The following is a 23,179-nucleotide window of genomic DNA, read 5'->3' as shown; positions in this document are numbered from 1 at the left end:
TCACCCCACATCAAACTGCTGCCGCCGATACTGCACAGCCTCAGCAACATGGGCGGAATCAATTCCCTCAGCCCCGGCCAGATCGGCAATGGTGCGGGCAATCTTGATGATCCGATGATAGGCGCGGGCGGACAAACCGAGGCGGTCAATAGCATTATTCAACAGGCCCTTACTTTGCTGATCCAGCAAACAAAAGGTCTCGATTTGCCGGGAACCCATCTGGGCATTGCAATTGATAAACGACACAGCAGCAAACCGTTGCTGCTGAAGCCTGCGGGCCGTATTAACCCGTTCCCGAATCTTTTCCGATGATTCTCCCGGCTTTTGGGTGCTGATTTCCTCCACCTGAACCGGTGGCACTTCAATGTGCATGTCAATCCGGTCCAGCAACGGCCCTGATAACTGGTTCCGGTAACGTTGCACCTGCACAGGTGAGCATGAGCATTTTTTCACCTTATCACCAAGAAAACCGCATGGGCAGGGATTCATAGCCGCGACCAGCATAAAATTTGCTGGAAAACGAAGGCTTGCCGCTGCCCGGGCAATGGTCACGATGCCATCTTCCAAGGGCTGACGCATCACCTCCAGGACATGCTTGCGGAATTCCGGCATCTCATCAAGAAAGAGCACCCCGTTATGGGCCAATGAGACCTCACCAGGCCGGGGAATTCGCCCGCCGCCGATTAAACCGGCATCGGAAATAGTATGATGAGGGGTACGAAAAGGGCGGGTCACCAGCAGCGGCATATCTTCAGGGAGCAACCCGGTGGTGGAATAGATCTTGGTGGTTTCCAGGGCCTCATCCAAACAGAGATCCGGTAAAATGGTAGGCAGCCTGCGGGCCATCATGGTCTTACCTGTGCCAGGCACTCCGCTCAACAGGAGATTATGACCGCCTGCTGCGGCTACTTCAAAGGCTCGTTTGGCATGTTCCTGTCCCCGCACCTCGGAAAAATCCACTGTATATTGGTTGCGTCTGCTGAACAGGGCCTGCACATCAGTGCGGGAAGGCGTAATGTGCTGCTGTCCGGCAAGAAAATCCATTGCCTGTCGCAAGCGTTTCACAGCAATGATATCAATTCCGTCAACAACAGCAGCCTCATGGGCATTATCCGCAGGAACCAGAAAACGGGTCACACCCTGCTCTTTGGCCTCCAGCACCATAGGGAGAACCCCCCGGACCGGACAGACTGCCCCATCAAGAGAGAGTTCACCAACAATGGCGATGTCTTCCAGATCCGGACAGGTCAGTGAACCGGAAGCCGCAAGAATACCCAGAGCAATAGGCAGATCATAACCAGCTCCTTCTTTCTTGACCGCTGCCGGAGCCAGATTAACCGTGATCCTGCGGGGCGGAAATTCATAGCCTGAGTTTTTTATCGCTGCCTTGACCCGATCCTTGGATTCACGCACTGCTCCCTCAGCCAGGCCAACCGTGAAAAAACCAGGCAGACCTAAGGCTAAGTCCACTTCCACCTGGACAATAAGGCCGTCAACTCCTGTTACAGCACCGCTCAGTGTTTTTGCAAGCATTTTTATCAGATCTCAACCTGTTAATAACAAACAGCAACAACAGCTGTTACTTGAGATCCTTATTATATTCCATATCAAACCACATGGCAAACAGGGTAAAGAGACTGGAACTCATAAAGGAAAACATAGCTGCCAAGGTATTGATAGGAGGCAGGTGCCCGTCAATATTGAGGTAGACAACCATTCGGATTGACAGGATGACCGAGAAAAAGAAAAACAGCAAGCCAAGGAAATAGAAAAAAATCAGCGGATGAAAATCGCGGATAACGTATTTTTGCAACATCCTGCGGAAAAAACCTTTTGTGAGCATCCACGGAATCGCAAAAGTTACTTTTCGTATCTTTATCCCTGATACTTCCCCCACGTTATAAACCGGTCGGACAGGAATGTCGCGCACCCGCATGTTGGCAATATTTAAACGGATCAGCATATCATTTGGTATGCCGTATTGCGGATAGAGTGTATCAAGATCAATAGCCTTAAGAGCGGCCAGGCTGATAGCTGTATAGCCGCTCTGCGAATCAGCAATATGCCAATACCCTGATGCGATCTTTGTAAAAAAAGAGAGAAAAGAATTCCCTATATATCGATGTTTAGGAATCATACCCCACGACTCTCCCTGAAAGAGCCTGTTTCCTTTGGTATAGTCACATTCACCTGCACAGACAGGTTGAAGAATGTGTGGCAGATCCTCTGGATCCATTTGAAAATCAGCATTCATAATGACAGAGACATCAAATTCATGATCTCTTGTCCACTTGTACCCTGTTGCCGTAGCTGCTCCGACCCCTCCGTTTTGCTCATGCTGAAGAAGAGTTATTTTTTTATTTGATGCAGCCAAGGATTGCACAACGGCTACGGTCTTATCCTGGCTACAGTCATCCACCACAACAATGTTGTCCACGTAGTCAGGCAGGGTGCTGATGACTTTGCCAACAAGTTTTTCTTCATTATACGCTGGGATGACAACAGCGATTTTTTTCTCAAGATACATAGTGCAAGGCCACGGGTAAGAACTGAACGGTTTAATATTTCTTTAAAAAGAGTATAGCACCCTATTTTTTGAATAGCAAGGAATCATCTCCCTTGTTGCTGAGGCGAATGCATGCATATCACCAAAAAAAATACCGATTGCTCACCTTACTTAATGAAAAAAAACTGAATTTATGGTTAAATCTGCAAACTCAGTTCATAAGCACCATAACAGCATGCAGCCAATGGCACATGCTGCATTCTTTCTACAACAAGCAAACAATCTAATGACAACAGATCAGGAAAATACTACGCCCGAACTTCCTTCCATCGGCATTGAACAGGAGCTGCGCAAATCCTATCTGGATTATGCCATGTCCGTTATTGTTGGGCGGGCCTTGCCCGATGTGCGTGATGGCCTGAAACCAGTTCACCGGCGTACCTTGTACGCCATGAGGGAATTGGGCAATACCCATAACCGCCCCTATGTTAAATCAGCCCGAATTGTTGGTGATGTTATCGGTAAATACCATCCCCACGGTGACTCAGCAGTCTATGACACCCTGGTGCGAATGGCTCAGGATTTTTCTCTCCGCTACCCCTTAGTTGACGGGCAAGGTAACTTTGGCTCTATGGACGGGGATCCGCCAGCGGCCATGCGTTACACAGAAGCACGCATGACCAGGCTGGACCAGGAGCTTGTTACTGATATTGACAAAGAAACCGTCGACTTCGTCCCAACCTATGACAACTCGCAACTGGAACCCACTGTCCTCCCCTCCAGGATCCCAAATATCCTGATCAATGGTTCTGAGGGTATTGCGGTAGGTATGGCAACCAAAATCCCGCCCCATAACCTCACCGAAATTATTGATGCTCTCGTCGCTTTGGTAGAGGATCCAAGCCTTTCCGTACATCAGCTCATGGATATCATCACAGGCCCGGACTTTCCCACAGGCGGTTTTATCTGCGGACGGGCCGGAATTCGTGAGGCCTATGAAACCGGGCGAGGCGTTATTGTCATGCGGGCCCGCATGCATGTGGAGCAAAAGAAAAAAGGCAGCGAGTCCATCGTGGTCACTGAGATCCCTTTTCAACAGAACAAGGCCAAGCTGGTCAAAAAAATCGCCCTGTTGATGAAGGAGAAACGAATTACCTCCATTGCAGAAGTGCGCGATGAATCAGATCGGCAGGGTCTCCGTGTTGTCATGGATCTGAAAAAGGATGAGATCCCGGATGTGACCATTAACCAGCTCTACAAGATGACACCCTTACAAAAAAGCTTTGGGATCATCATGCTCTGCATTGTTAATAATAAACCGGAAGTCCTGAACCTGAAAGAAGTCCTGGTTCACTTCATTGATCACCGGCGTACAATCATTTATCGCCGCACGGCCTTTGAACTGCGCAAGGCAGAGGAGCGGGCCCATCTTCTGGAAGGATTGAAGATTGCTCTGGATAATCTTGATGAGGTGGTTGAACTGATCAAGGCCTCAGCCAATCCAGCAGAAGCCAAGACCGGTTTGATAGAGCGCTTTGAGCTTTCTGAACTTCAGGCCCAGGTCATCCTGGATATGCGCCTGCAAAAGCTCACTGGTCTGGAGCGCGATAAAATCATTCAGGAATACACCGAAATCATGGAGCGCATTGCCTGGTTAAAGGATGTGCTTGCCGATGATGCCCTGGTGATGAATATTGTCCGGGAGGAGTTTGAGGCGATCCGCGAACAATACGGCGATGAGCGCCTGACCGAAATTATTGATGCGCCTGACGAAATTCTGCCAGAAGACATGATCACCCCGGAAGAGATGGTGGTGACGATTTCCCATCATGGTTATATCAAACGTAATCAATTATCCCTGTATCGGGCCCAGCGTCGAGGGGGCAAGGGGATCACAGGCATGGCAGCTGTGGAGGACGATTTTGTCACAGACCTCTACACGGCGTCGACTCTGGACACCTTTCTCTTTTTTACCAATAAGGCCCGAGTGTTTTGGCGTAAGGTCTATGAGCTGCCTATGGCTGGTCGCACAGCACGGGGCAGGGCTGTGGTCAACCTCCTGGAGTTAGCAGAAGGGGAAAAACTCGCCACTATTCTTTCTGTTCCTAATCTGGCAAATGCTGATGAAAGCTACACCATCCTGACCGTGACCAAGAAAGGCCGGGTCAAGAAGACCAGTATTGCTGAATATAAAAAGCCCGTGCGCAGGGGCAAGTACGGGCTGTCCATTAAAGAAGATGACGAGCTGCTCTGCGCAGCCATTACCTCTGGTGATGACCATGTCTTCCTGGTGACCAAAAACGGCCAGTCTATCCATTTCCATGAGAATGATGTGCGTACTATGGGCCGAACAGCTGCTGGTGTCAAAAGCATCACCCTGGCAGATGACGATGAAGTGGTGGGTGCCGTTGTTCTGAAAAGCCATGAATATGAAAAGAGTCAAGAGGAAGAAGATTCAATTCTCACGGTCACAGAAAACGGCTTTGGCAAGCGAACACTGGTAACCGATTATCGCCTCCAGAAACGGGGGGGCAAGGGGATTTTTGCCATAAAAACCAGTGAACGGAACGGCAAGGTGGTCGGGGCTTTTCAGGTGATTAATGAGGATCAGGTTATGCTGATTGCCAACTCTGCCAAGGTGATCCGGTTGCCTATGGATTCCATGCGGATTATCGGACGTAATACTCAGGGTGTGAAGATGATCAACCTCAGTGAAGGAGAAAAGGTTGTGGCCCTGTCCATGCTGGCCCGTACTAATGATGAGATTGACGATGCAGACGATTCTCTCACAGATGGAGAAGAGGTGCTGAACGATAGAGACAACCGAGATAATGAAAAGGAAGATACCGGGCAGGATGATAGCCAGGGAACAGATGAAACGCCCATTGATGAACCAAACGATTAAAAAGACAGCTGTTATCGGGGCAGGCAGTTGGGGAACTGCCCTTGCCAAGCTGCTGGCCGACAAGGGAGAACAGGTCCTGCTCTGGAGCCATCGGGCCGAGCATGTGGATGCCCTGCGCAGGGATCGGGAGAACCGGAAATACCTGCCCGGTGCGGCCTTGCCAGGCAATCTCCGCGCAGTAAACACCTTTGACGATCTGTCTTCGTGTCAATGTCTAGTTATGGTTGTGCCCTCTCATGGGTATCGCGAGGTATTCCGCAAACTCATTCCACAGCTTCAAGACGGAACCTGTCTGGTTTCCGCGGTCAAAGGAATAGAGATTGCAACCCGCCAGACCATGTTCCAGGTCATGCAAGAGGAACTTGCGCGACAAAACAGAACCGAAGCCATGCACATCGGGGTATTAAGCGGTCCCAGCTTTGCAGATGAAGTTGCCACTGGGCAGCCCACTGCGGTGACTGTCGCCTTTTCAGATAATCAGGTTGCCCAAGCAGTACAGCATCTCTTCTCAACATCTTCTTTCAGGGTCTACACCAGTACGGACACCATTGGCCTGGAGATCTCTGCGGCCATGAAAAACGTCATTGCCATTGCTGCGGGTATCTCTGATGGCCTGGGGTATGGGCTCAATACCCGTGCTGCCCTGATTACCCGTGGTTTGGCAGAAATCACTCGCCTGGGAACCACCTTAGGGGCAGACCCGCTCACCTTTTGCGGGCTTGGCGGGATGGGGGACCTGGTCCTGACCTGTACCGGTAGCCTGAGCCGTAACCGAACTGTGGGTATCAAACTGGGTGAAGGACGAACGCTTCAGCAGGCCCTGGATGAAATGACCATGGTGGCTGAGGGCGTCAAGACCACTCAATCCTGCTATGATCTGGCTGCCTCTGTTGGGGTTGAAATGCCGATTCTGGAACAGACCTATCAGATCCTGTATGAGGATAAACCCTGCCGGGATGCGGTTCAGGATCTGGTTGGCCGGAGTTTGAAAAAGGAAGCCTGAAAGCAGGGGGCAATCATTGCTCCGATGGATTGATGAGAAATGCTGGATATAGTAGCCACCTTGGCTGAACAAGATGGAAGTTTCTAAAAAAAAGGGTGCAAAAAGGGTGCGCAGGCCGGAAAAGTGGCGGAGGAGTGCTCCTGAGCGATTTTTCACTGCTCCTCGGTCATTTTGCTGCGCTTCGCACTCATTTTTCCGTGCTCCTTTGTTATTTTTCCGGGCGCGGAATGACTTTTCTCTGCTCCTCTGTCATTTTTCCTGGCTGCTGCATGGGTTTGCCCGGGCCCCGGATGATTTTTCAGGGTGCAGAAAGAGAGAAACCGGGATAAGGGCCTGCACTGCGGACATCATTTTGTTTTCCCCCCTGATCCTGGTTTGGACTGGCAGGAGAAGAACGTCATAATCGCCTTTCCGGATTGCTTGCAACCAAAGAATGCTGCTAATTCTGGATAATCTGCTGGTTGAATCGCATCACCCATTCCTTATAATCCACTGCTGTATCAGCGGCACCCGGAATGACCAGCCGTCATTCTCCTGCGCCAGGATTTCTTTGCGTATCAGGGCAGCCGTAGTGTGCAAATTCGGCGGCACTGCCTTTCCTTCCGCCAAAGCGATCAGCAGCGTCCGTTGTTCCTCGCTTAAAGCACGCCAGAATTCATCAAAAACGTAATGCCCACGCACAAAGACCGTTGGCAGCACAGCCATCACATCCTCTGCGTCCGCCTGTCTTCTCTTCTCTCTGTTTAGCAACTCAATCACCTCCTGACCGATGAGCTGGATATAGTACGGCTGCCCTTGTGTCAGCTGCCAGACTTCCTCCACTGCCGCTTCTAGCCATATCTCCGGGAAGCCTTCGACCGGGCGACGGATCAACTCCACGGCATCGTCTTTGTCCAGGAAGCTCACGCGCAGACTGCGGGTGTTGATCAGGCAGTCGCTCCAGTGCGGGGCCAGCTCTTCCGGCGTGTGCGACCCGGCAAAAAGAAGCAGCCAGCGGCGGCGGTGCTGGATCAGGTGGCGGAGGAAGTTGAGCGGTACATAGCTGCCCGCAGCAGTGACGATCTGATCAATGCGCTCGAACTCATCCAGGCAGAGGAGAAAGGTCTTGCCGGGCACGGCCTGCTCGATTGTTTCTAACCATTCAAGCAGGGAGGCGAACGGGTCACAAGCCAGCTCTTCCTCATTCGGCGGCGGTAGGGTCAGGCGGTGCGTTGTCCGGGATGACTCAATAATCTGATGAGCAAGATGGCGGGCCAAGCCGGGCAAGGTGCTGGACACTGCCATCCCTTGGCAGTCCACAAACAAGGGCAGGATGTCTGAAGGCATCTGCTTGGGCAGATAGCGCAGGACCGAGCTTTTACCGCTACGCCTGCCACCCTGCATGACCAAGGTGGGCGGTTGGGCCGAGAATAGCAGGCTTTCGATCTGGTGGAACAGGTCACGGCGGCCCTTGAACAGGCTGCCAGCCTTGTCTGGTTCCAGCGGCTGGCCGGGCAGATAGACCTGACGGATTTCAAAATCTTCCTGAATGGAATTGTGCAGAGTTGTGCAGGCGGCTTCTATAATCCGGTACCAGTTATCCAATATGCTACTAAATGCGCTAGCCTCATTATCGTGAAGAATATCCAGCCTATTACGTTGGTCGTTGATTTTTGTTTCAACTTCTTTCAGACGCTGTTTTCGACGAAATAACGTACTTGATTTCAAAGCTGATCTAACATCTTGACTAAGCTTTAAACAACTAAGGACATGATTGCCTGCCTTGTTGGTCAATGATTTCGCTATCCAATCAATCCTGTTAGATAACAAAGCAATATGAGACACTGTCTTACAGCTTGCAAATAATCTAACAGCAATGGAAAAATCTTCTGTAACTATTTCTATATCAATAAGATGCAGCCTATCTGGCAATTGTCCAGATAGCTCAAGAAAATGCAACAACTGCCCTGTGATATGAACTGGCTTTTGTTCGGCAAGCTGTTCATTCACAATCCCCCAAGCCAACATAAATTCCTGAATCGTATAATGGCTGAAACGAAAAGCCCGCTCAGAATTGCGGTTCAGCAGAGATCGTCCACCCAGCTCAAACTTCTCCACCCAGCCGATATTTTCATCCTCCCGAACCAGCTGCTGCAAGCCATCCTCTCCAATTATCCTTACACCCTGCCGTTCCATCGCCTCTGCAACCCGTAAGCAGGCATGAAACAGTTCCTTTCGTTCCGGCACCCGTCTATCCTTATACTGGCCTCGAATCTTACGCACTTCCCTATTCAGCCACTCATCCACCAAAGCCTCGTAGACCGTGTAGGCATTCCATTCCTGCTGACATTCTACTGCCAGCAGCTTATCAATATGCTGCAAAAGCATAGGCCGCATCCGTAAATCCTGCATATGCTCTAAAAGGACGGTTGCCTTTGCCCGCTTTTTTTTGATCCGGCTTTGCAGGAAAGGCCAATAATACCAACGCAGGGGCAATTTACGTTGAATAAACTCCTGAACCTGCTCATCGCTGAAAGGCGAAAGATAGAGCACCGGGCAATGATAACCTGATAGCACCTTGATCTCGGCTCGACCCAGCCGGTCCGGTTCCATTTCCGGGAAAAATTGAGTTCGGCTAGAAATAATCACTCGGCGAAAATCCTCACTAGCGAGCAAGAGTTCCAGCAGCCGTTCCCGAATCCGCTTCCAGGATTTAGGATCTTCGTCCAGAGCATCCAGCAGCAAGACGGTTTCGCCCTTATTTTTCAATACAGCTACTCGCTCTAAGGTATCTTCACCTAGTTTGAACAAAGCACAGTTATAGCCCCTAGGCCAAAAGCTAGTCAAGTGCATGAGCTTGATCATGAGTAGCAAAGAGGTCTTTCCCATGCCCGCATCAGACAAAATAAACATCTGGTGACGCCCGTCTTTCTCCAAGGGTAATTCACCACGAAGAAAGCCATTGATCCGCTCAAAGGCTGGTTGTTGGGCCGCTGAAATTAATTCATCCTGATGGGCGTCTGCGGGGTTACGATCCTGAAAATAAGGCTCAATATATAAGCCACGGTATACTTCTGGATCAACAAACTCATCCCGCAAACCATCAAGCTCTTTTTTTTGTTCCCCTGTTATCTTCCCAAAGCGCTTCCACATTGGGTTGACCCAAGATGATTTGACAAAAGTTATTACTTCAAATCCCATTATCGACTTTTCTTTACAGCGAATTGATTCAAAATATAGAGTGATACAAATCTACCACAAAGGTTGTTAGTGCCTTACTCCTGAACTCCTGTCATAAAAAACAAGAAAATGAGCAGGCTTTTTTCTTCAGAAGAATAAGCAATTGCATTTAAAACTGTGCTTAGAGTTCAGAAATTGGGTTGCGGGCGATTAGCCCGCGTTGGTATCCTTTGGCATATTGCATGGAAAAAATTTCGGTAAATGTGAGGTGTTTTCGAGAACAAACCCACCCAGCGTTAAAACGCTGGGCTATTCTCGTGCTGTCCCTCCGGGACGCTTGGTTCACGGATAGCCCCGGAGGGGCGACAGAACATAGCCCGGTGTTTCAACACCGGGGCGGAAAGGCAGAGGCAAAAAAAACATTGGTCAATGCCAATCGAAACAGTATAATGATCTTGTAGCTTTTCTGCAAAGGATGCCAACAATGCTGCCCACATCGCTGTTGCGGCTCGGCACCGTATGGATTTCCTCCTCACATGGAACTGTACCCACATTGCCAATGCCGAACTGCTCCGTATTCTGAGCACGGCAGCGACCGAAGCAGGTTATATCCTCCCCGTAATCTGCACCCCTGATGAACTCTTTGGCGGAGACGACGAATGAGCCAAGACCCTCTTGTTGATGAAGTCCGCAGACAGCGGGCCGAAATTCTCAAGTCCTACGACTGGGACGTTGAGCGGATGTCCCGCGATGTCATGCAGCGGCAATGGCAAAGCGGCCAGCGGGTGGTATCCCGTGCCCAAGATGGCGAGTTTATGGAGCTTATGGATCAGTTAAGCCATGTAAGGGCGAGCGGGCCCTACAGTAGAGATGAGATGAATGAACGGTGAGCGTTTAATTTATCACTATTCTACAAAACTTGCTTAAAGTAGTTGAATGCATTCAGCAATAAAGTATACACAACTCCAGCCTCTTTTAGGTCAAACAGCAATCCTATGAACAAGCCAATAATGATGGTGCCGGTTAGCCACTTGCCAATATCGCTCAATAGCCCTCCTAACCAGATCGGCTTTCCTCCAAGCCAACAAGGGAAATCCCAGAACGCAGCACTCAGGTACGACTTTCCTGAAGATGCCCGCTTTGCTCTCTTCGTCACAAAACGCCTACGCTGACGCTCAAACTCCCCCTTTGCCCGCCGGGTGCTCTTCCCGGCCTGCCGTGCCTCCCAGAGCGACAAACCTGCCAACTGCAACAAATAGGGATGCCTGCCACCCCATTGCCGGGCCAACTGCCGCTCTTCCGCGTCCAAGGCTGGCTCACCGTCCACAGGCAGACACACTAACTCATCCGCCTCCTCCTCGCTGAACTCTCCCAACTCCACCACATGGCCCAGATTGAAAAAGGCCGAGGTCAGGTTCTGCTCCCCGGCATACACATCCAGGGGCCTGCGACTGGAGAGGATGAACATCAAATGACCCGCATTCATACAGCCGCGCAACTGATCAAAAAAGCAGTCCGTAAACTGCTCGCTGTTCTTGAGCAGCACCTCAAACTCATCCAGACAGAACACCGGCAGAAGGACATGATTCGTGCATTGCTCCAAAAGGTCGACAAAACCCTGAGAGGTCCGAGGGGGCGCAAGCAGGGTTCTCCGCAAAGGCTCGACCCGCTGTATTGTTTGCTGTCGTGCTAAGGCCCGGCCTAAAGCTTGAAAAAAGGCCGCCTCGCTTGACGGAGTTTTGGCCTGAAGATCCAGATAAACCACAACAAAGCGGTTCGGGCTACTCACCCGATGTTCCCAGGTCTGAAAAAAATGATAGAGCAGCGAGGACTTGCCCATGCGCCGTTCCCCGACCACATTCAGGCTGGTGGGCTGGGCACCGCTCATCCGCCCGGCAAGGATGCGCAGTTCGTTCTTACGCCCGACAAACAGATGCGGGTCTGTAATCATTGGCCCTGCAACAAAGGGGCAGGAATGGGTTAAAGATGTCTGCATAGCCTGTGAGGATAAAAAAAGAAAAGAAGAGACAAACCCACAGTTGCCCTGTAGTGAATATAAGGAGCAGTCCTGCCTGTCTGCCTAGCATAAAAGGGCAAACACAGAGGTTTGCCCCTACGGTTCCCGATATAATGGGATTTCTTGGATCCTTACCCCTGGTGACCAGACGTGCCTTGCTTTGACAAAGGCGGTGGCTCAGTACTGGAACTGCTGATCTGACGCTGCTTCTTGACCTCATAGACAGCAAGGATAAACAGACATGCATACGGATGAGTTACCAAGCCGCCAAAGACAATAGAGCTGCCAATGGAATCGAGAATAATGAGCACTGCCACCACAGCTATATGCTCAACAATGGGTTGTTCCATAGCCATACGACTGGATTCCTTAATAGCCTCAACCAGACCCAAGCGTTGATCTGTCATCAAGGGTAACATATAGATCAGGAAATAGGTTCCTGCCAGCAGGATGGCAATACCAGGCAGAATCAAAAAAACCAGGCCGATAAAGACAACAATGATAAACAGTGCCACAAAACCAAATAAAGGAAAAAACAGATCCATATGGGCAAAGAGATCCTTCACTTCCGGTGGCCTGTCCTCCCGCAAAGCCAGTAACAGGGACTGCATATAACCGGCAGAGACCACAGGTGCCAGAATGCCAAGACTGGCAATAGAGACCACAATCATCACCAGTGTGTTGACCAGTATCGGGGCAAAATGTCCTGTAAAAACCTGCCAGGCCTGTTCAAAATATTCCTTAAAATCCATACCTCCTCCTTCCGGCAGAACCGGGTTGATGTCCATGTGGTAACTCCAGAGAGTCACCAATACTTTCATATCAATACATACTATCAAAGGTAACAGCATGGAGAAGAGCTTGACAAGGAGTTAATTTCTTATTCTTAAAAATGGCTCCCAAAAATATTGCCAGGGCCTCTTGCGGCCCCAAGCGGGAAAACTTTCCAAAACCTCCTTGCATCTGCTCATCGGATAATGGTAAACAAAGCATGCATGACCCCCGTACTCTTATTTCAAAGAACATTCCTCCCTTCTTGGGAAGGACAACCTTCTATAAACAGGAGAAAAAGACCATGGCTGTTGTTGCCCCGTTTTGTGGCGTTCGTTATAACCCGAAAAAAATTGAACGACTGGAAGATGTCGTTACTCCACCTTATGACGTTATTTCCACAGACGACGAAAAAAGACTGCTGCAAAAAAATCCCTACTCCATGATTAATCTGGATCTGTGCAATATATCGCAGGGAACAACCAAGGATGACGGCCGCTATGAGCAGGCTCGGGAGCGATTTCAAAGCTGGCAGGAAGAAGGCGTGCTTGTCCAGGATGAGCAACCAGCTATCTATCTCTATTATATTGATTATAATCATCCCAGTGGCAAGCGCCTGACCCGCAAAGGCATTGTCAGCCTGGTTGGTTTGGCAGAATTTGCTGAAGGCATTGTCAAGCCCCATGAAAAGACCTTTTCCGGGGTGATCAGCGATCGTTTGCAACTCATGGAGACCTGCAAGGCCCAGTTCAGCCAGATCTTTTCTATCTATTCCGATAAGGAAGAAAAGGTCATCAGCAGGTTAGAAGAGGTCCGGGAAACAGCTCCCCTGATCCAGGTGAATGACCAGCATGGCAATACCCACACCCTCTGGCAGGTGACCGATGCAGCAGCCCTGGAATATGTTCATCGTTTCTTTGCTGATAAATCCGTGTACATTGCTGACGGACACCATCGCTACACCACAGCTCTGGATTGCCGGAAACGGGCCTTGGCCAATAACCCTGATCTGCCTGCGGATCATCCCTGCAATTATATTATGATGTACCTCTGTGCCTGCGAAGATCCAGGCCTCTCTGTCCTGCCTACCCATCGTCTGGTTCGTTGGCCAGGTGTTCTGGGAGCTGACCAGCTACGGGAACGGATGCAACAGGGGATGACAGTCACAGAAATTGACCAGGGAAGCCGGGAAACCCTGATTACAGAAGTACTGAACAGGATGAACGAGGCAGACAACAAGGGAGGCACCCCTGCCTTTGGTGTCTACCATCCTGGTGAAGACCGGGCCTTTCTCCTTTGCGTGCAAGAAGAAACCATTACCCGTTCCCCCTCACTTGCAGAAAAGCCCGAGGTCTTGCAGGGACTTGATGTGGTTATGCTTTCAGATCTGCTTATTCAGGATTACCTGGGCCTGGGGCATGAGCAATGCGTACGCGATGGCTTGGTCAGCTATATCAGTGACGCAGATGTAGCCCTGGATGAAGCTGTCAAAGAAAGCGTACTTCAGGACTCCAATACCCCTCTGCTCTTCCTTCTCAACCCCACCAAGGTGGAACAGGTGCTCAAGGTGGCTGACAGCGATAATATCATGCCCCATAAATCCACCTTTTTTTACCCTAAAATTATGACTGGCCTGCTCCTGAATAAGCTGGATGATAAAGAGCAGGTCAGGGTTCCGTAGGGGTACAACCTATGTGTTTACCCTCCATACTGCGGTCTGAAAATAACGGGCAGACACACAGGTCTACCCCTACCAATCCCGCTTATGTCCCTGACTGACGATACCCTTTTTGATGGCCGCCTGATTTGTCGTCAGCACCAAGACGGCTACCGTTTTTCCCTGGATGCAGTACTCCTGGCCCATTTTTGCCAGCCTGCATCCCGGTCCAAGGTGCTGGACCTGGGCACAGGTTGCGGGGTGATCAGCCTTATCCTCTGCTATCGTCATTCAGATATTCAGATTACTGGCCTGGAACTGCAACCTGCCCTGGCTGAACTTGCCCGGAATAATGCTCAAGCCAACAAGTTTGATAATCGTTTTACTGTGCAGCAGACCGACTTGCGCAGAATAAAGAAGGCCTTTCGAGCAGAATCCTATGATCTGGTGCTCAGTAATCCACCGTATTATAAAACAGGCAGCGGACGCAGGAACCAGGAAGATGAGCGGGCTCTTGCCCGCCATGAACTCACCGCAGATCCAGAGTCTGTCATTGCAGCAGCTGCCTTTGCTGTGAAAAATCGAGGCATAGTGGCCTGCATCTATCCGGCAGAACGTCTCGCCACTGTGCTTGCGGTTATGATGAAAAAACGCCTGGTTCCCAAACGGATTCAGCCGGTGTACAGTTACCCGGAAGATAAACAGGCACGATTAGTCATGATTGAGGCCATGAAAAACGGTGGTGAAGGGGTACGTTTGCTTCCGCCGCTCTATATCTATCAGCACTCTGATGGCACGTACTCTGCTGAGGTTGCGGCTATGTATTTGGAGTGAGAACCCTTCATTTGCCCTCCTTCCACACAGCTGATCCATCCGGGAAATGATCGACGAGGACAGACGATAATGGCTGATTTGGTTTTGGACAATTCGGTCGTGGAATCTCTGGAAAACGTTGAGGCGGAAAGATTCCTCGCCCTCGTTCTGCGCGAGCCAAGTGTTGAAGATCTTAGCAGGGTTGCTACGCGGAATTGTGAGGAGAACGCTGAAGGATGATTATTTATCGCTGTATGCCTCGACAAACTCCTCGACAGTAAGACCAGCCTGCCTGATTGCGCTTCGGAGGGTGCCGAGAGCGAGTTCCTTATGTTCCGGGATTACACAGCCTTTATTATCCCTTCGCATGACAACATGACTTCCTTTCTGCCGGGTAACATAAAAACCGAGCCGCATAAACACCTTGACAGCATCTTCCCCGGATATCCTCGGCAGCTTAGGCATGGGCAAGTACTTCAAACGTGGTCATGATCGGGCGAAATGAGGTCGCCTCAACAGGAAATTCTTCCAGGTACAGCTCTGTGGCTTCCTGAAGATTCTGTACAGCTTCCTCAATGGTTTCTCCTTGACTGGCTGTCCCTGTTTCCGGGCAGTGGGCCACATAAAATTTATCTTCTTTGTATATAACAGCAGCAAATGTATGCATCAAATCACCTCATAGAACAATTGTTCGGTCAAAAAAAATACAACTACTTCAGTATACAACACGACAAACAAAAAGGTAAGACAGAATGGCTTCCCTGAAAAAAATATCACTACCGGTTCTCTTTGTCAGACCACCATTAACCACCGAACGGGCCCGGCTCTTCTTCTGGTAACAACAAAGGTTTTCTTCCTGCAATCGTGATGTTATTGCTGTAGGTTTCATCAGAGGCTTCCCGGCATGCGCAATGGCTTGTAAAAAAACACTGTCCGGGTTATATATTCTTTAAGAGAGATAAGACCATCAGATGTCAAGCAGGCCCTATACTGTTGATGCTCTGATAATCAGGCGCAGAAGTAGAAAAGAGACGCAAAAACATGAGTGGCGAGCAGCAGACCCCAGAAGCCGAGTCCTCACCAGCATTTGGCGAAATTCTGATCAATCCGCAGGCCGGAACAGCCGGGAAAAAAGAAGAAGAGAAATCCGTCCCTCCTCCTAAACCCAAAAAACGGCGTGCCCAAGGTAACAAGCGTACCTCAAAAAGCAAAGAGCCGAAAAAAAAAGCCGGGTCAAAGAAAAAGCTCCTCATATGCAGCCTTGTGCTTATCGTGCTGCCAGTGCTCCTTTTTCTCGCCTATCTGGCTGCAGCGACCTATCTCCTGCCCTCCTATATCCAGAATCAGCTGGCAGCGCAGTATGGTCAGCAGCTGAACCGCCCTGTAACCATAGGCCAGGCCGAGTTCAACCCGTTCACCTTTGACCTCCATCTTGCTGATATTTATATCGGCCCGGAGCTTACCCCTCAGGGAAAAAATGAACCTGCTTTATGCCGCATTGCCACTTTTGATACCAGGATACGGCCTGATGCACTTTTGCAGGGAAAGATCCTGCTTGAAGAAAGCAACATCAATAAATTACAGGCAGAGGTAGTTCGTCGGGCTGATGGCAGTTTTACTGGCCCGGGCCTGGAAGGACAAAATGCCCCCCTGTTGCCCAGCTGGCTCAAGCTGGATGGGCTGGGGCTGGCAGAAAGTACGCTGATTCTTCGGGATGCCAGCACCGACCATGAATACCGTCTTGATGAGATAACCTTTTCCCTGCCTTCAGCAGCAACAGGAGCAACCAATAAACAGGATGCAGCAATACCCACACTTCATGCCATGGTCAATGGAAATCCGGTACAAATCCAGGGAGAACGCCTGATTGACCCGGATAAAGGACCGCTAACCCGGTTAACCCTTCAGCTGGATGACATTGATCCCCAGCAGATCCTGGCTTGGTTACCCAGCATGAATGATGCACTTCACATAACAAGCAAAAATACCACAGCACGCCTGGAACTCATCCTCACGGATAATCCGCAAGATGAAGAAGAGCTGGCCCTGTCCGGGACAATCTCCTTTACTGACCTGGACATGAAATCCTCTCCCCAACAAAGGAATGGACAAAAAGATGTCTTCCAATGTACATCTCCCAGCGCAAAACTCATTATCCAGGCAAATCCCTTTCGCAAGCAGTACAGAATTAACGAGCTGATCCTGAACGATCCCCAGCTCTCCCTTCCAGAGAGCAAGGGTTCGTTGGACGACCAGCCCTTATCAAACTGGCCTGGACAGATTTTCAAGCCTGCTTTGCTCCCTATAGATCTACAGATCAACCGTTTGTCCATTAACAACGGAACTGTCCATAGGGGCAAACAGAGGGGAACAACGCACTGGGATGCGCTACAATTGGAGCTGACAGGCTATCAAAATCGCGCCCGTGCGGAAAAGGCACAGGAAAACGAACCAGCTGTCCTGTCTTTTTCTGCACAGCAAGGAACAAGCACGGTCCGGTTTAAAGGAACAACCACCCCGGCCCTTGACCTGATAGGTGAGATATCCCTCCAAAATCTGGATGCAGGTCTGCTCCAGCCCTATCTGGGTAACGGTCAAACACAAAATAAAAATCAAGTATTACAACTCACAGCCGGTAAGGTTGATTTGATTATGCAGGCAAATCCTGTAGAGAAGCAATACATCGTCAGAGAGCTGACCCTGGAGCAACCGCAGTTGCTACTTGCACAAGCCGATCAAAATAAAACAGGTGCCTCGTCTTCTGATCAGCTCCCCTTGTCTCACCACTTGGGCCAGCTGTTTCAACCAAGTTTACTCCCCTTTGACCTGAGCGTTGAGCGTTTCATTATCAATAAAGGAAGTCTCAAAAAACAACAGGGACAAAGCTGGCAGGATCTGCACGTCAAGCTTGTTGATTACCATAATCGCACATCATCCTCTGCCCCGCTTTCCTTTACTGCCCGTCAGGGAAAAATGACAGTACGATTTCAGGGAAGCACAGCAGCGGATCTCAGCCTGAATGGCAAGATTTTTTTGGGCAACCTTTCTGTAAACCAGCTCCAAGCCTACTTGGGCAGTCAGCACGGACTCCGGCTTTCTGGCGGCAAGGCTGAAGTGAGTGGCCTTCTTCAAACAGAGCAGACTGGCAGGAAAAAGCACAGTATACTGATAAAAGAAGCAAGAGTTACTACGCAACATATCAATATACAACGGGAAAAACAGGAAAGCCCTCTGCTAACAGCAGGCTCAGCAGCAGCAGAGCAATGTACGCTCCATATAACGCAAAAGCGTCTCTCCTGCGCAGACCTTAGCCTGGAACAGGCTGATTTTTCTTCAGCAGCACCTGCTTTCTTTCTTAGCCCGGAAGAACCAGAATTATTCTCTGCATTATCTTTTAATACCATTACAATAAAAGACTCTAAGGCCCGTTTACCTATAGGGAGTTATCAAGAAAACCTGCCTAACAGCCTGATGCTTCCGCTGACCAGACTCAATATGGAGATCAAGGATCTCCAGGCAGCGTCGTCAGAACAGGCAAACCTGCGCCTTCTGGCCAACCTTGGTGCTAATGCTAATGCTAATACTCATGGTAAGGTTAAGGTAGAAGGCTTTTTTCACCAGGCAAAGGGGAAACTGGACCTGACTGTTGAAAATTTGAGTATAAAGGCATTGGAGCAGCCTTTTGCGGCTTTATTTCGGAAAAAATCTGCTCCTGGCCTGAAACAAGGAGATCTTTCTTTTCAAGGGCAGGTTCAACTCCCTGAGCTTAATTTTCAGGGCAATGTCCAGCTCAGCAATTTGGTTGCAGAAAATCGGCAAGGAGTTCATTTGCGCTGGAAAAACGCCAGAGGCAATGAGGTATTAGGGGGCATGCAGCCTTTTTACATGCATATCAAAGATCTTGTTGTTCAGGAGCCAGAATTGCAATTGGGTTCCTCAAAGGCGGAACTGCCTGGAGCCTTACTTTCCCTGTTCCGAAAAGAGGAAAATAAGCCGGTACTGCCGCCGTTTACCATTAAGCAATGTCGTATTCAGGGAGGCAGTCTGCTGCCCGATACCAGTACAGGCAAGAACTATACAGCAGTCCAGGGACAGCTTGCCCCTTTAGCCTCTGGGACCCCAGCCTCCTTTACCTTTTCCGGCAAGGTCAATACAAGGAAATTCACAGCTCAGGGGCAACTCCAACAGACTGGTGCAGAGGTTGACAGCTTCACGGTCGCAGAACTGTCTTTGGACAGCACTACCCAGCAATTTAAAGAGCTACTTTCTCTGGAGCAACCCGGCAAAATTCGCTGGATTCCCTCGGCTGAGCGCAACGACCAAGGCCAGGTTCATTTTAGCGATTTTCGCCCTCAGCAGGACTCAGAATATGCCCTGCTCCTGGGCCTGCTCACCAACAAAAATGATGCCTTCAGCATTCCTCTTGCTCTGCCTGCAACGGCTTCCCCGGCAGAAATCGGCAAAAAAACCAAAGCACGACTCCAACGCCTGCACCTCCAGACAGTTGTTTCTCCGCACACAGTGCTGGAAAAAGAGTTTCCTGACCTTACCTTACCCCAACGGATCAATTTTATCGTTGGTGATAGTCTCCCGGATTTTATGGATGATCTGGAAAATTTTGCTGCTCTGCTGGACCGCCGCCCCTATCTTCGCCTCCAGCTTCGTGGCTGCTACGATGATACGGCTGATCGTAAATACCTTCGTGGCCTGCTTCAGGAAGAGGAAGACTATCGGATTGATCTTGAAAATATCCGCAGACAGGAAGAAATGGCCCGCCTGCTTGCAGAAGAAGAGCTTCGGCAAGTGGAGCTGGTAAACACGGATTCGCCCATTGGCGAAAATCTGATCCCGGTGATTGAGGCACGGGAAGATCTGCAACCGCTCCCCCATCAGCCTATTGACCTTCCCCAGAAGATCCTGCCGGAACTGGCCCGGCAACGGGCTTTGGTTGTGCAGAAGTATCTCATGCATACCCTTGGGCTGCCCGCAGATAAAATCATCCTGGAAAAACCCTGTGCCGGTGGCCCTTGGGTTGACCTGCTTATTGGACCAGATTGGCAACAACCAGCTAAAACTACAGAAGTATCAGAACAGCAAAACAACCAATAAACATTACATTTTCGAGTTTTTTTTTTCGCAATACCATCATATTTGCTTGAAAAAAAAATTGTTATCTGTTTTGAAGAAGTGGCTTCCTTCATCGCTCCTGTTTCCTGACGGGATAGAGAACAGGATAATACATAACGAAACCTGAACCGGTTGCCTTAACAGGGATCTCCGGTATATTTAGTTCAACCTCATGTAGATATTTTCCAGGGCGCAGAGGAGATCTTCTTCTGTGCCCTGTTATTTTCAGGCCCTGGACAGCCTGACGGACATACAACAAGAGAGTCATTAATCTGTTATGGAACATGCACTTCCATCCCTTGAGCCACAATCACGACCAACCCATGAATGCGGTATCTGCGGAATATACGGTCATGAAGACGCCGCCAAACTCACCTATTTCGGCCTCTACGCCTTGCAACATCGGGGGCAGGAAAGCGCAGGTATTGTTTCTGGTGACGGCCAACAGATGCATCTGCATAAAGATATGGGTTTAGTCCCTGAAGTCTTTACAGAATCCAATCTGCAACGTCTGAACGGCCATCTTGCTATGGGCCATGTACGTTATTCCACCACTGGTGAATCCTCAATTATTAATACCCAACCCTTTATGGTTACCCACCAGGGAATCCCCATTGCAGTAGCCCATAATGGCAATCTGGTCAACTCTGTTGATCTACGCAATCATCTGGAACAAAAAGGCTCTATTTTTCAGACCACTATGGATAGCGAGATCGTTATCCAGCTCATGGCCCGGACCATGCATATGGGCTTAACCAAGGCAATCAAAGAGACCTTTGCCTGTATTCGTGGTGCCTATTCCCTACTCCTTATGACCCCGGAGACCATGATTGCTGTTCGTGATCCCAATGGTTTTCGTCCTCTTTGCCTGGGCCGTCTGGCTGGTGGGGCCTATGTGGTTGCTTCAGAAACCTGTGCCCTGGATCTGATCACAGCGGAATATGTACGCGACGTTGAACCGGGCGAAGTACTGATTATCAATAAAGACGGCCTGGAATCAATCTTCCCCTGGTCGCCCCGTCGTAAAAGCTATTGCATCTTTGAACAGGTCTATTTTGCCCGGCCTGATAGCGATATCTTTGGCACCAATGTCTATGCGGTACGTAAACGAATGGGCGAAATTCTGGCCCGTGAAGCCAGGATTGATGCTGATTTTGTCATGCCTTTTCCTGATTCAGGCAATTATGCAGCTATCGGCTATTCCCAGGCTTCAGGTATTCCTCTGGAAATGGGCATGATCCGTAACCATTATGTGGGACGAACCTTTATCCAGCCATCCCAGGCCATGCGTGATTTCTCTGTCCGGGTAAAACTTAACCCGGTTGGTGCCCTGCTCAAAGACAAACGGGTGATCATTGTTGAGGACTCCATTATTCGGGGGACAACTGGCAGAAGCCGAGTTAAGGCTCTACGGGATGTGGGGGCAAAAGAAATCCATATGCTGGTCTCCTGCCCACCAACCTGCCATGCCTGTTATTATGGTATTGATTTCCCCTCAGCAAGCCAATTGATTGCCTCAACCAAGACCCTGGAAGGTATTACAGAGTATTTGGGCCTGGATTCCCTGACCTACCTGAGCCTTGACGGACTGGTTGAATCCACAGGTTTACCCAGAGATCATTTCTGTCTGGCCTGTTTTAACGGCAACTACCCCGTTCCTCCAGATACAAGCTTTACCAAGGACGCTCTGAGTGGCTGCGGTTGTGGCTGATTTATACGCAGCAGGACATTTTTCTTCCTATCTGCGACTGCTTCGCCAAAACCCCAACTACCGCCGGTACTGGATTTCCAGCTGCATCAGCCAGATTGGGGATTGGTTTAACTATATTGCTATCTTTGTCCTGCTGAATCAGTTAACCGGGTCTGGTCAGGCAGTGAGCTGGTTTCTGATTGCCAAGCATTTACCCCCGGCAGTGCTTGGACCTGTGGCCGGGGTTATAGCTGATAAATTCAGTCGTAAAACAATCCTGGTTACGTGTGATCTTTTGCGGGCTGTCCTGGTGCTTTCCTATCTGCTGATTCAATCAACAGAATATGTCTGGATGGTCTATATATTAGCCCTTACTCAGGAATCTATCTGGACCTTTTATCATCCTGCCCGCCAGGCCACAGTTCCCAATCTCTGTACCCGTGAAGAATTGAGTATTGTCAACGGGCTTTCCGGGGCATCCTGGTCAATTATGCTGGCATTTGGCGCAGCTCTGGGCGGTTTTTTTACGGCTCAATTTGGCTGGCAGGCAGCAATTATTGCTGATTGTTGCAGCTTCCTTATTGCAGCCTCAGTCATGTTAACGGTGCTGATTCCCCAACAGGAAAACAAGTCTGCAACGGTTTTCTCCCTGGCCCGGATCACAGGCTTGCATGATCTTCAGGAAGGTTTTTCCTACATCAAAGCACGTCCCAAGGTCATGGCCCTGCTCACCGTGAAAAGCGGTTGGGCCCTTTCCGGTGGTATTCTGGTCATGCTGGCCGTGTTTGGAGAGCAGGTCTTTGCTCAGGAGAGTGGAGGAGGTCGCGGGGGACTGAGCGGAATTCTTTTTTCCATGCGTGGTCTTGGTGCTGCCCTTGGCCCAATTATTGTCTGGCGACTTTTTGGAGACGGGGTTCCAGCCATGCGTAAGGCCATTGGTGGGGCTTTTTTCCTTTCCTGCGCAGCCTACCTGCTCTTCAGCCAGGCCCCCAATATGTTCTTTGCTGCCTTTTGGGTCTTTTGTGGCCATTTTGGTGGTTCTGTCCAGTGGGTCTTCAGTACAACCCTGCTCCACCGCCAGGTTGAAGATCGTTTTCGCGGACGCCTCTTTTCCGCTGAAATGACCCTTATGACGCTGATACTCAGTTTTTCCATCTGGTGTACTGGAGCTGCTTTGGACATGGGATTTGGCCCACGGCCCATAGTCCTGGTTCTGGCCTTGCTCTTTCTTCTGCCTGGGACTGGCTGGTTACTCTATCTTCGTTTTCTTGCCAGAACAGGCGATTCTCTATCTTGAAATTTATTATAAAATTCCAACGTTCAGCTCCCGGCAAACCTGGTGAAGCACCTGTTCCTTTTTGAACGGCTCCCCACGAATCCCGCTCCCCCCACCTGTCCGCCTGAATAAAGAATCCACCCCCAGAGGGGGTGGTATTGGTTAAGCCCAGAGGGCATTTGTCTACTTGGCTCCCGTTTCCAAAACACCCTCGCTGATAAAATCAGCATCAGGAAACTTAACGATCTTCAACTG

General features: G+C 49.9%; 17 protein-coding genes. 9 read left to right on the top strand and 8 right to left on the bottom strand.

Going from position 1 to position 23,179, the window contains the following annotated elements; translation table 11 throughout:
* Together L2082_RS08020 and L2082_RS08015 are read right to left on the bottom strand one after the other, a co-directional pair.
* On the bottom strand, window positions 1-1,533 hold the full coding sequence (locus L2082_RS08020; protein ID WP_446009756.1) for a YifB family Mg chelatase-like AAA ATPase: 1,533 nt from the start codon (window positions 1,531-1,533) through the stop codon (window positions 1-3).
* Window positions 1,534-1,579: 46 nt separating this feature from the next.
* Window positions 1,580-2,527, bottom strand: a complete 948-nt coding sequence (locus L2082_RS08015; RefSeq protein WP_446009757.1) for a glycosyltransferase family 2 protein — start codon at window positions 2,525-2,527, stop codon at window positions 1,580-1,582.
* A 265-nt stretch (window positions 2,528-2,792) separates the two neighbouring features.
* Here L2082_RS08015 and gyrA point away from each other — a divergent pair, with 265 nt between their 5' ends.
* Both gyrA and L2082_RS08005 read left to right on the top strand, forming a co-directional pair.
* Entirely contained in the window at window positions 2,793-5,411 is a 2,619-nt protein-coding gene (gene gyrA, locus L2082_RS08010; protein ID WP_446011607.1) for a DNA gyrase subunit A, read from the top strand.
* Window positions 5,395-6,414 carry an NAD(P)H-dependent glycerol-3-phosphate dehydrogenase gene (locus L2082_RS08005; RefSeq protein WP_446011606.1) on the top strand — a complete coding sequence of 340 codons (1,020 nt, stop codon included), beginning with the start codon at window positions 5,395-5,397 and terminating at the stop codon, window positions 6,412-6,414. The genes gyrA and L2082_RS08005 overlap by 17 nt, the downstream gene beginning before the upstream one ends.
* 347 nt (window positions 6,415-6,761) lie before the next feature.
* Here the strand turns inward: L2082_RS08005 and L2082_RS08000 are convergent, their stop codons facing one another.
* Both L2082_RS08000 and L2082_RS07995 read right to left on the bottom strand, forming a co-directional pair.
* Window positions 6,762-6,893, bottom strand: a complete 132-nt coding sequence (locus L2082_RS08000; RefSeq protein ID WP_446011605.1) for a hypothetical protein — start codon at window positions 6,891-6,893, stop codon at window positions 6,762-6,764.
* A complete protein-coding gene (locus L2082_RS07995) occupies window positions 6,886-9,594 on the bottom strand; it encodes an NACHT domain-containing protein (RefSeq protein ID WP_446008617.1) in 2,709 nt (902 codons plus the stop codon). The genes L2082_RS08000 and L2082_RS07995 overlap by 8 nt, the downstream gene beginning before the upstream one ends.
* A gap of 498 nt (window positions 9,595-10,092) precedes the next feature.
* Here L2082_RS07995 and L2082_RS07990 point away from each other — a divergent pair, with 498 nt between their 5' ends.
* On the top strand, window positions 10,093-10,236 hold the full coding sequence (locus L2082_RS07990; protein WP_446008618.1) for a hypothetical protein: 144 nt from the start codon (window positions 10,093-10,095) through the stop codon (window positions 10,234-10,236).
* On the top strand, window positions 10,233-10,463 hold the full coding sequence (locus L2082_RS07985; RefSeq protein ID WP_446008619.1) for a hypothetical protein: 231 nt from the start codon (window positions 10,233-10,235) through the stop codon (window positions 10,461-10,463). The genes L2082_RS07990 and L2082_RS07985 overlap by 4 nt, the downstream gene beginning before the upstream one ends.
* A gap of 20 nt (window positions 10,464-10,483) precedes the next feature.
* Here the strand turns inward: L2082_RS07985 and L2082_RS07980 are convergent, their stop codons facing one another.
* Window positions 10,484-11,569, bottom strand: coding sequence for an AAA-like domain-containing protein (locus L2082_RS07980; protein WP_446008620.1), 1,086 nt, complete (start codon window positions 11,567-11,569; stop codon window positions 10,484-10,486).
* A gap of 152 nt (window positions 11,570-11,721) precedes the next feature.
* Window positions 11,722-12,411, bottom strand: coding sequence for a hypothetical protein (locus tag L2082_RS07975; RefSeq protein ID WP_446011604.1), 690 nt, complete (start codon window positions 12,409-12,411; stop codon window positions 11,722-11,724).
* Window positions 12,412-12,665: 254 nt separating this feature from the next.
* Here L2082_RS07975 and L2082_RS07970 point away from each other — a divergent pair, with 254 nt between their 5' ends.
* Window positions 12,666-14,042, top strand: a complete 1,377-nt coding sequence (locus tag L2082_RS07970) for a DUF1015 domain-containing protein (protein WP_446008622.1) — start codon at window positions 12,666-12,668, stop codon at window positions 14,040-14,042.
* 84 nt (window positions 14,043-14,126) lie between these two features.
* A complete protein-coding gene (locus L2082_RS07965; RefSeq protein ID WP_446008623.1) occupies window positions 14,127-14,852 on the top strand; it encodes a tRNA1(Val) (adenine(37)-N6)-methyltransferase in 726 nt (241 codons plus the stop codon).
* Window positions 14,853-15,071: 219 nt separating this feature from the next.
* Here L2082_RS07965 and L2082_RS07960 read toward each other — a convergent pair whose 3' ends face one another.
* On the bottom strand, window positions 15,072-15,296 hold the full coding sequence (locus L2082_RS07960; protein WP_446008624.1) for a type II toxin-antitoxin system HicA family toxin: 225 nt from the start codon (window positions 15,294-15,296) through the stop codon (window positions 15,072-15,074).
* A complete protein-coding gene (locus tag L2082_RS07955; RefSeq protein ID WP_446008625.1) occupies window positions 15,289-15,498 on the bottom strand; it encodes a type II toxin-antitoxin system HicB family antitoxin in 210 nt (69 codons plus the stop codon). Before L2082_RS07955 ends, L2082_RS07960 begins: the two co-directional genes overlap by 8 nt.
* 374 nt (window positions 15,499-15,872) lie before the next feature.
* Between L2082_RS07955 and L2082_RS07950 the strand changes: the two genes are divergently transcribed.
* The 3 genes from L2082_RS07950 (at window position 15,873) to L2082_RS07940 (ending at window position 22,945) form a co-directional block, all read left to right on the top strand.
* Complete coding sequence (locus L2082_RS07950) at window positions 15,873-19,940, top strand: DUF748 domain-containing protein (RefSeq protein ID WP_446008626.1); 4,068 nt, start codon at window positions 15,873-15,875, stop codon at window positions 19,938-19,940.
* Window positions 19,941-20,235: 295 nt separating this feature from the next.
* On the top strand, window positions 20,236-21,669 hold the full coding sequence (purF, locus tag L2082_RS07945; protein WP_446008627.1) for an amidophosphoribosyltransferase: 1,434 nt from the start codon (window positions 20,236-20,238) through the stop codon (window positions 21,667-21,669).
* Window positions 21,662-22,945 carry an MFS transporter gene (locus L2082_RS07940; protein ID WP_446011603.1) on the top strand — a complete coding sequence of 428 codons (1,284 nt, stop codon included), beginning with the start codon at window positions 21,662-21,664 and terminating at the stop codon, window positions 22,943-22,945. The genes purF and L2082_RS07940 overlap by 8 nt, the downstream gene beginning before the upstream one ends.
* Window positions 22,946-23,179 lie beyond the last annotated feature (234 nt).

This window comes from Candidatus Electrothrix sp., from assembly GCF_052785085.1.
The sequence above is the reverse complement of the archived record's forward strand: the minus strand, read 5'-3'. Positions and strand labels throughout refer to the sequence as shown.

Bases quoted from the DNA above. Each gene is read 5' to 3' on its own strand.
- L2082_RS08020 (WP_446009756.1), bottom strand. From the start codon at position 1,533: ATGCTTGCAAAAACACTGAGCGGTGCTGTAACAGGAGTTGACGGCCTT.
- L2082_RS08015 (WP_446009757.1), bottom strand. From the start codon at position 2,527: ATGTATCTTGAGAAAAAAATCGCTGTTGTCATCCCAGCGTATAATGAA.
- gyrA (WP_446011607.1), top strand. From the start codon at position 2,793: ATGACAACAGATCAGGAAAATACTACGCCCGAACTTCCTTCCATCGGC.
- L2082_RS08005 (WP_446011606.1), top strand. From the start codon at position 5,395: ATGAACCAAACGATTAAAAAGACAGCTGTTATCGGGGCAGGCAGTTGG.
- L2082_RS08000 (WP_446011605.1), bottom strand. From the start codon at position 6,893: ATGGGTGATGCGATTCAACCAGCAGATTATCCAGAATTAGCAGCATTC.
- L2082_RS07995 (WP_446008617.1), bottom strand. From the start codon at position 9,594: ATGGGATTTGAAGTAATAACTTTTGTCAAATCATCTTGGGTCAACCCA.
- L2082_RS07990 (WP_446008618.1), top strand. From the start codon at position 10,093: ATGGATTTCCTCCTCACATGGAACTGTACCCACATTGCCAATGCCGAA.
- L2082_RS07985 (WP_446008619.1), top strand. From the start codon at position 10,233: ATGAGCCAAGACCCTCTTGTTGATGAAGTCCGCAGACAGCGGGCCGAA.
- L2082_RS07980 (WP_446008620.1), bottom strand. From the start codon at position 11,569: ATGCAGACATCTTTAACCCATTCCTGCCCCTTTGTTGCAGGGCCAATG.
- L2082_RS07975 (WP_446011604.1), bottom strand. From the start codon at position 12,411: ATGAAAGTATTGGTGACTCTCTGGAGTTACCACATGGACATCAACCCG.
- L2082_RS07970 (WP_446008622.1), top strand. From the start codon at position 12,666: ATGGCTGTTGTTGCCCCGTTTTGTGGCGTTCGTTATAACCCGAAAAAA.
- L2082_RS07965 (WP_446008623.1), top strand. From the start codon at position 14,127: ATGTCCCTGACTGACGATACCCTTTTTGATGGCCGCCTGATTTGTCGT.
- L2082_RS07960 (WP_446008624.1), bottom strand. From the start codon at position 15,296: ATGCCTAAGCTGCCGAGGATATCCGGGGAAGATGCTGTCAAGGTGTTT.
- L2082_RS07955 (WP_446008625.1), bottom strand. From the start codon at position 15,498: ATGCATACATTTGCTGCTGTTATATACAAAGAAGATAAATTTTATGTG.
- L2082_RS07950 (WP_446008626.1), top strand. From the start codon at position 15,873: ATGAGTGGCGAGCAGCAGACCCCAGAAGCCGAGTCCTCACCAGCATTT.
- purF (WP_446008627.1), top strand. From the start codon at position 20,236: ATGGAACATGCACTTCCATCCCTTGAGCCACAATCACGACCAACCCAT.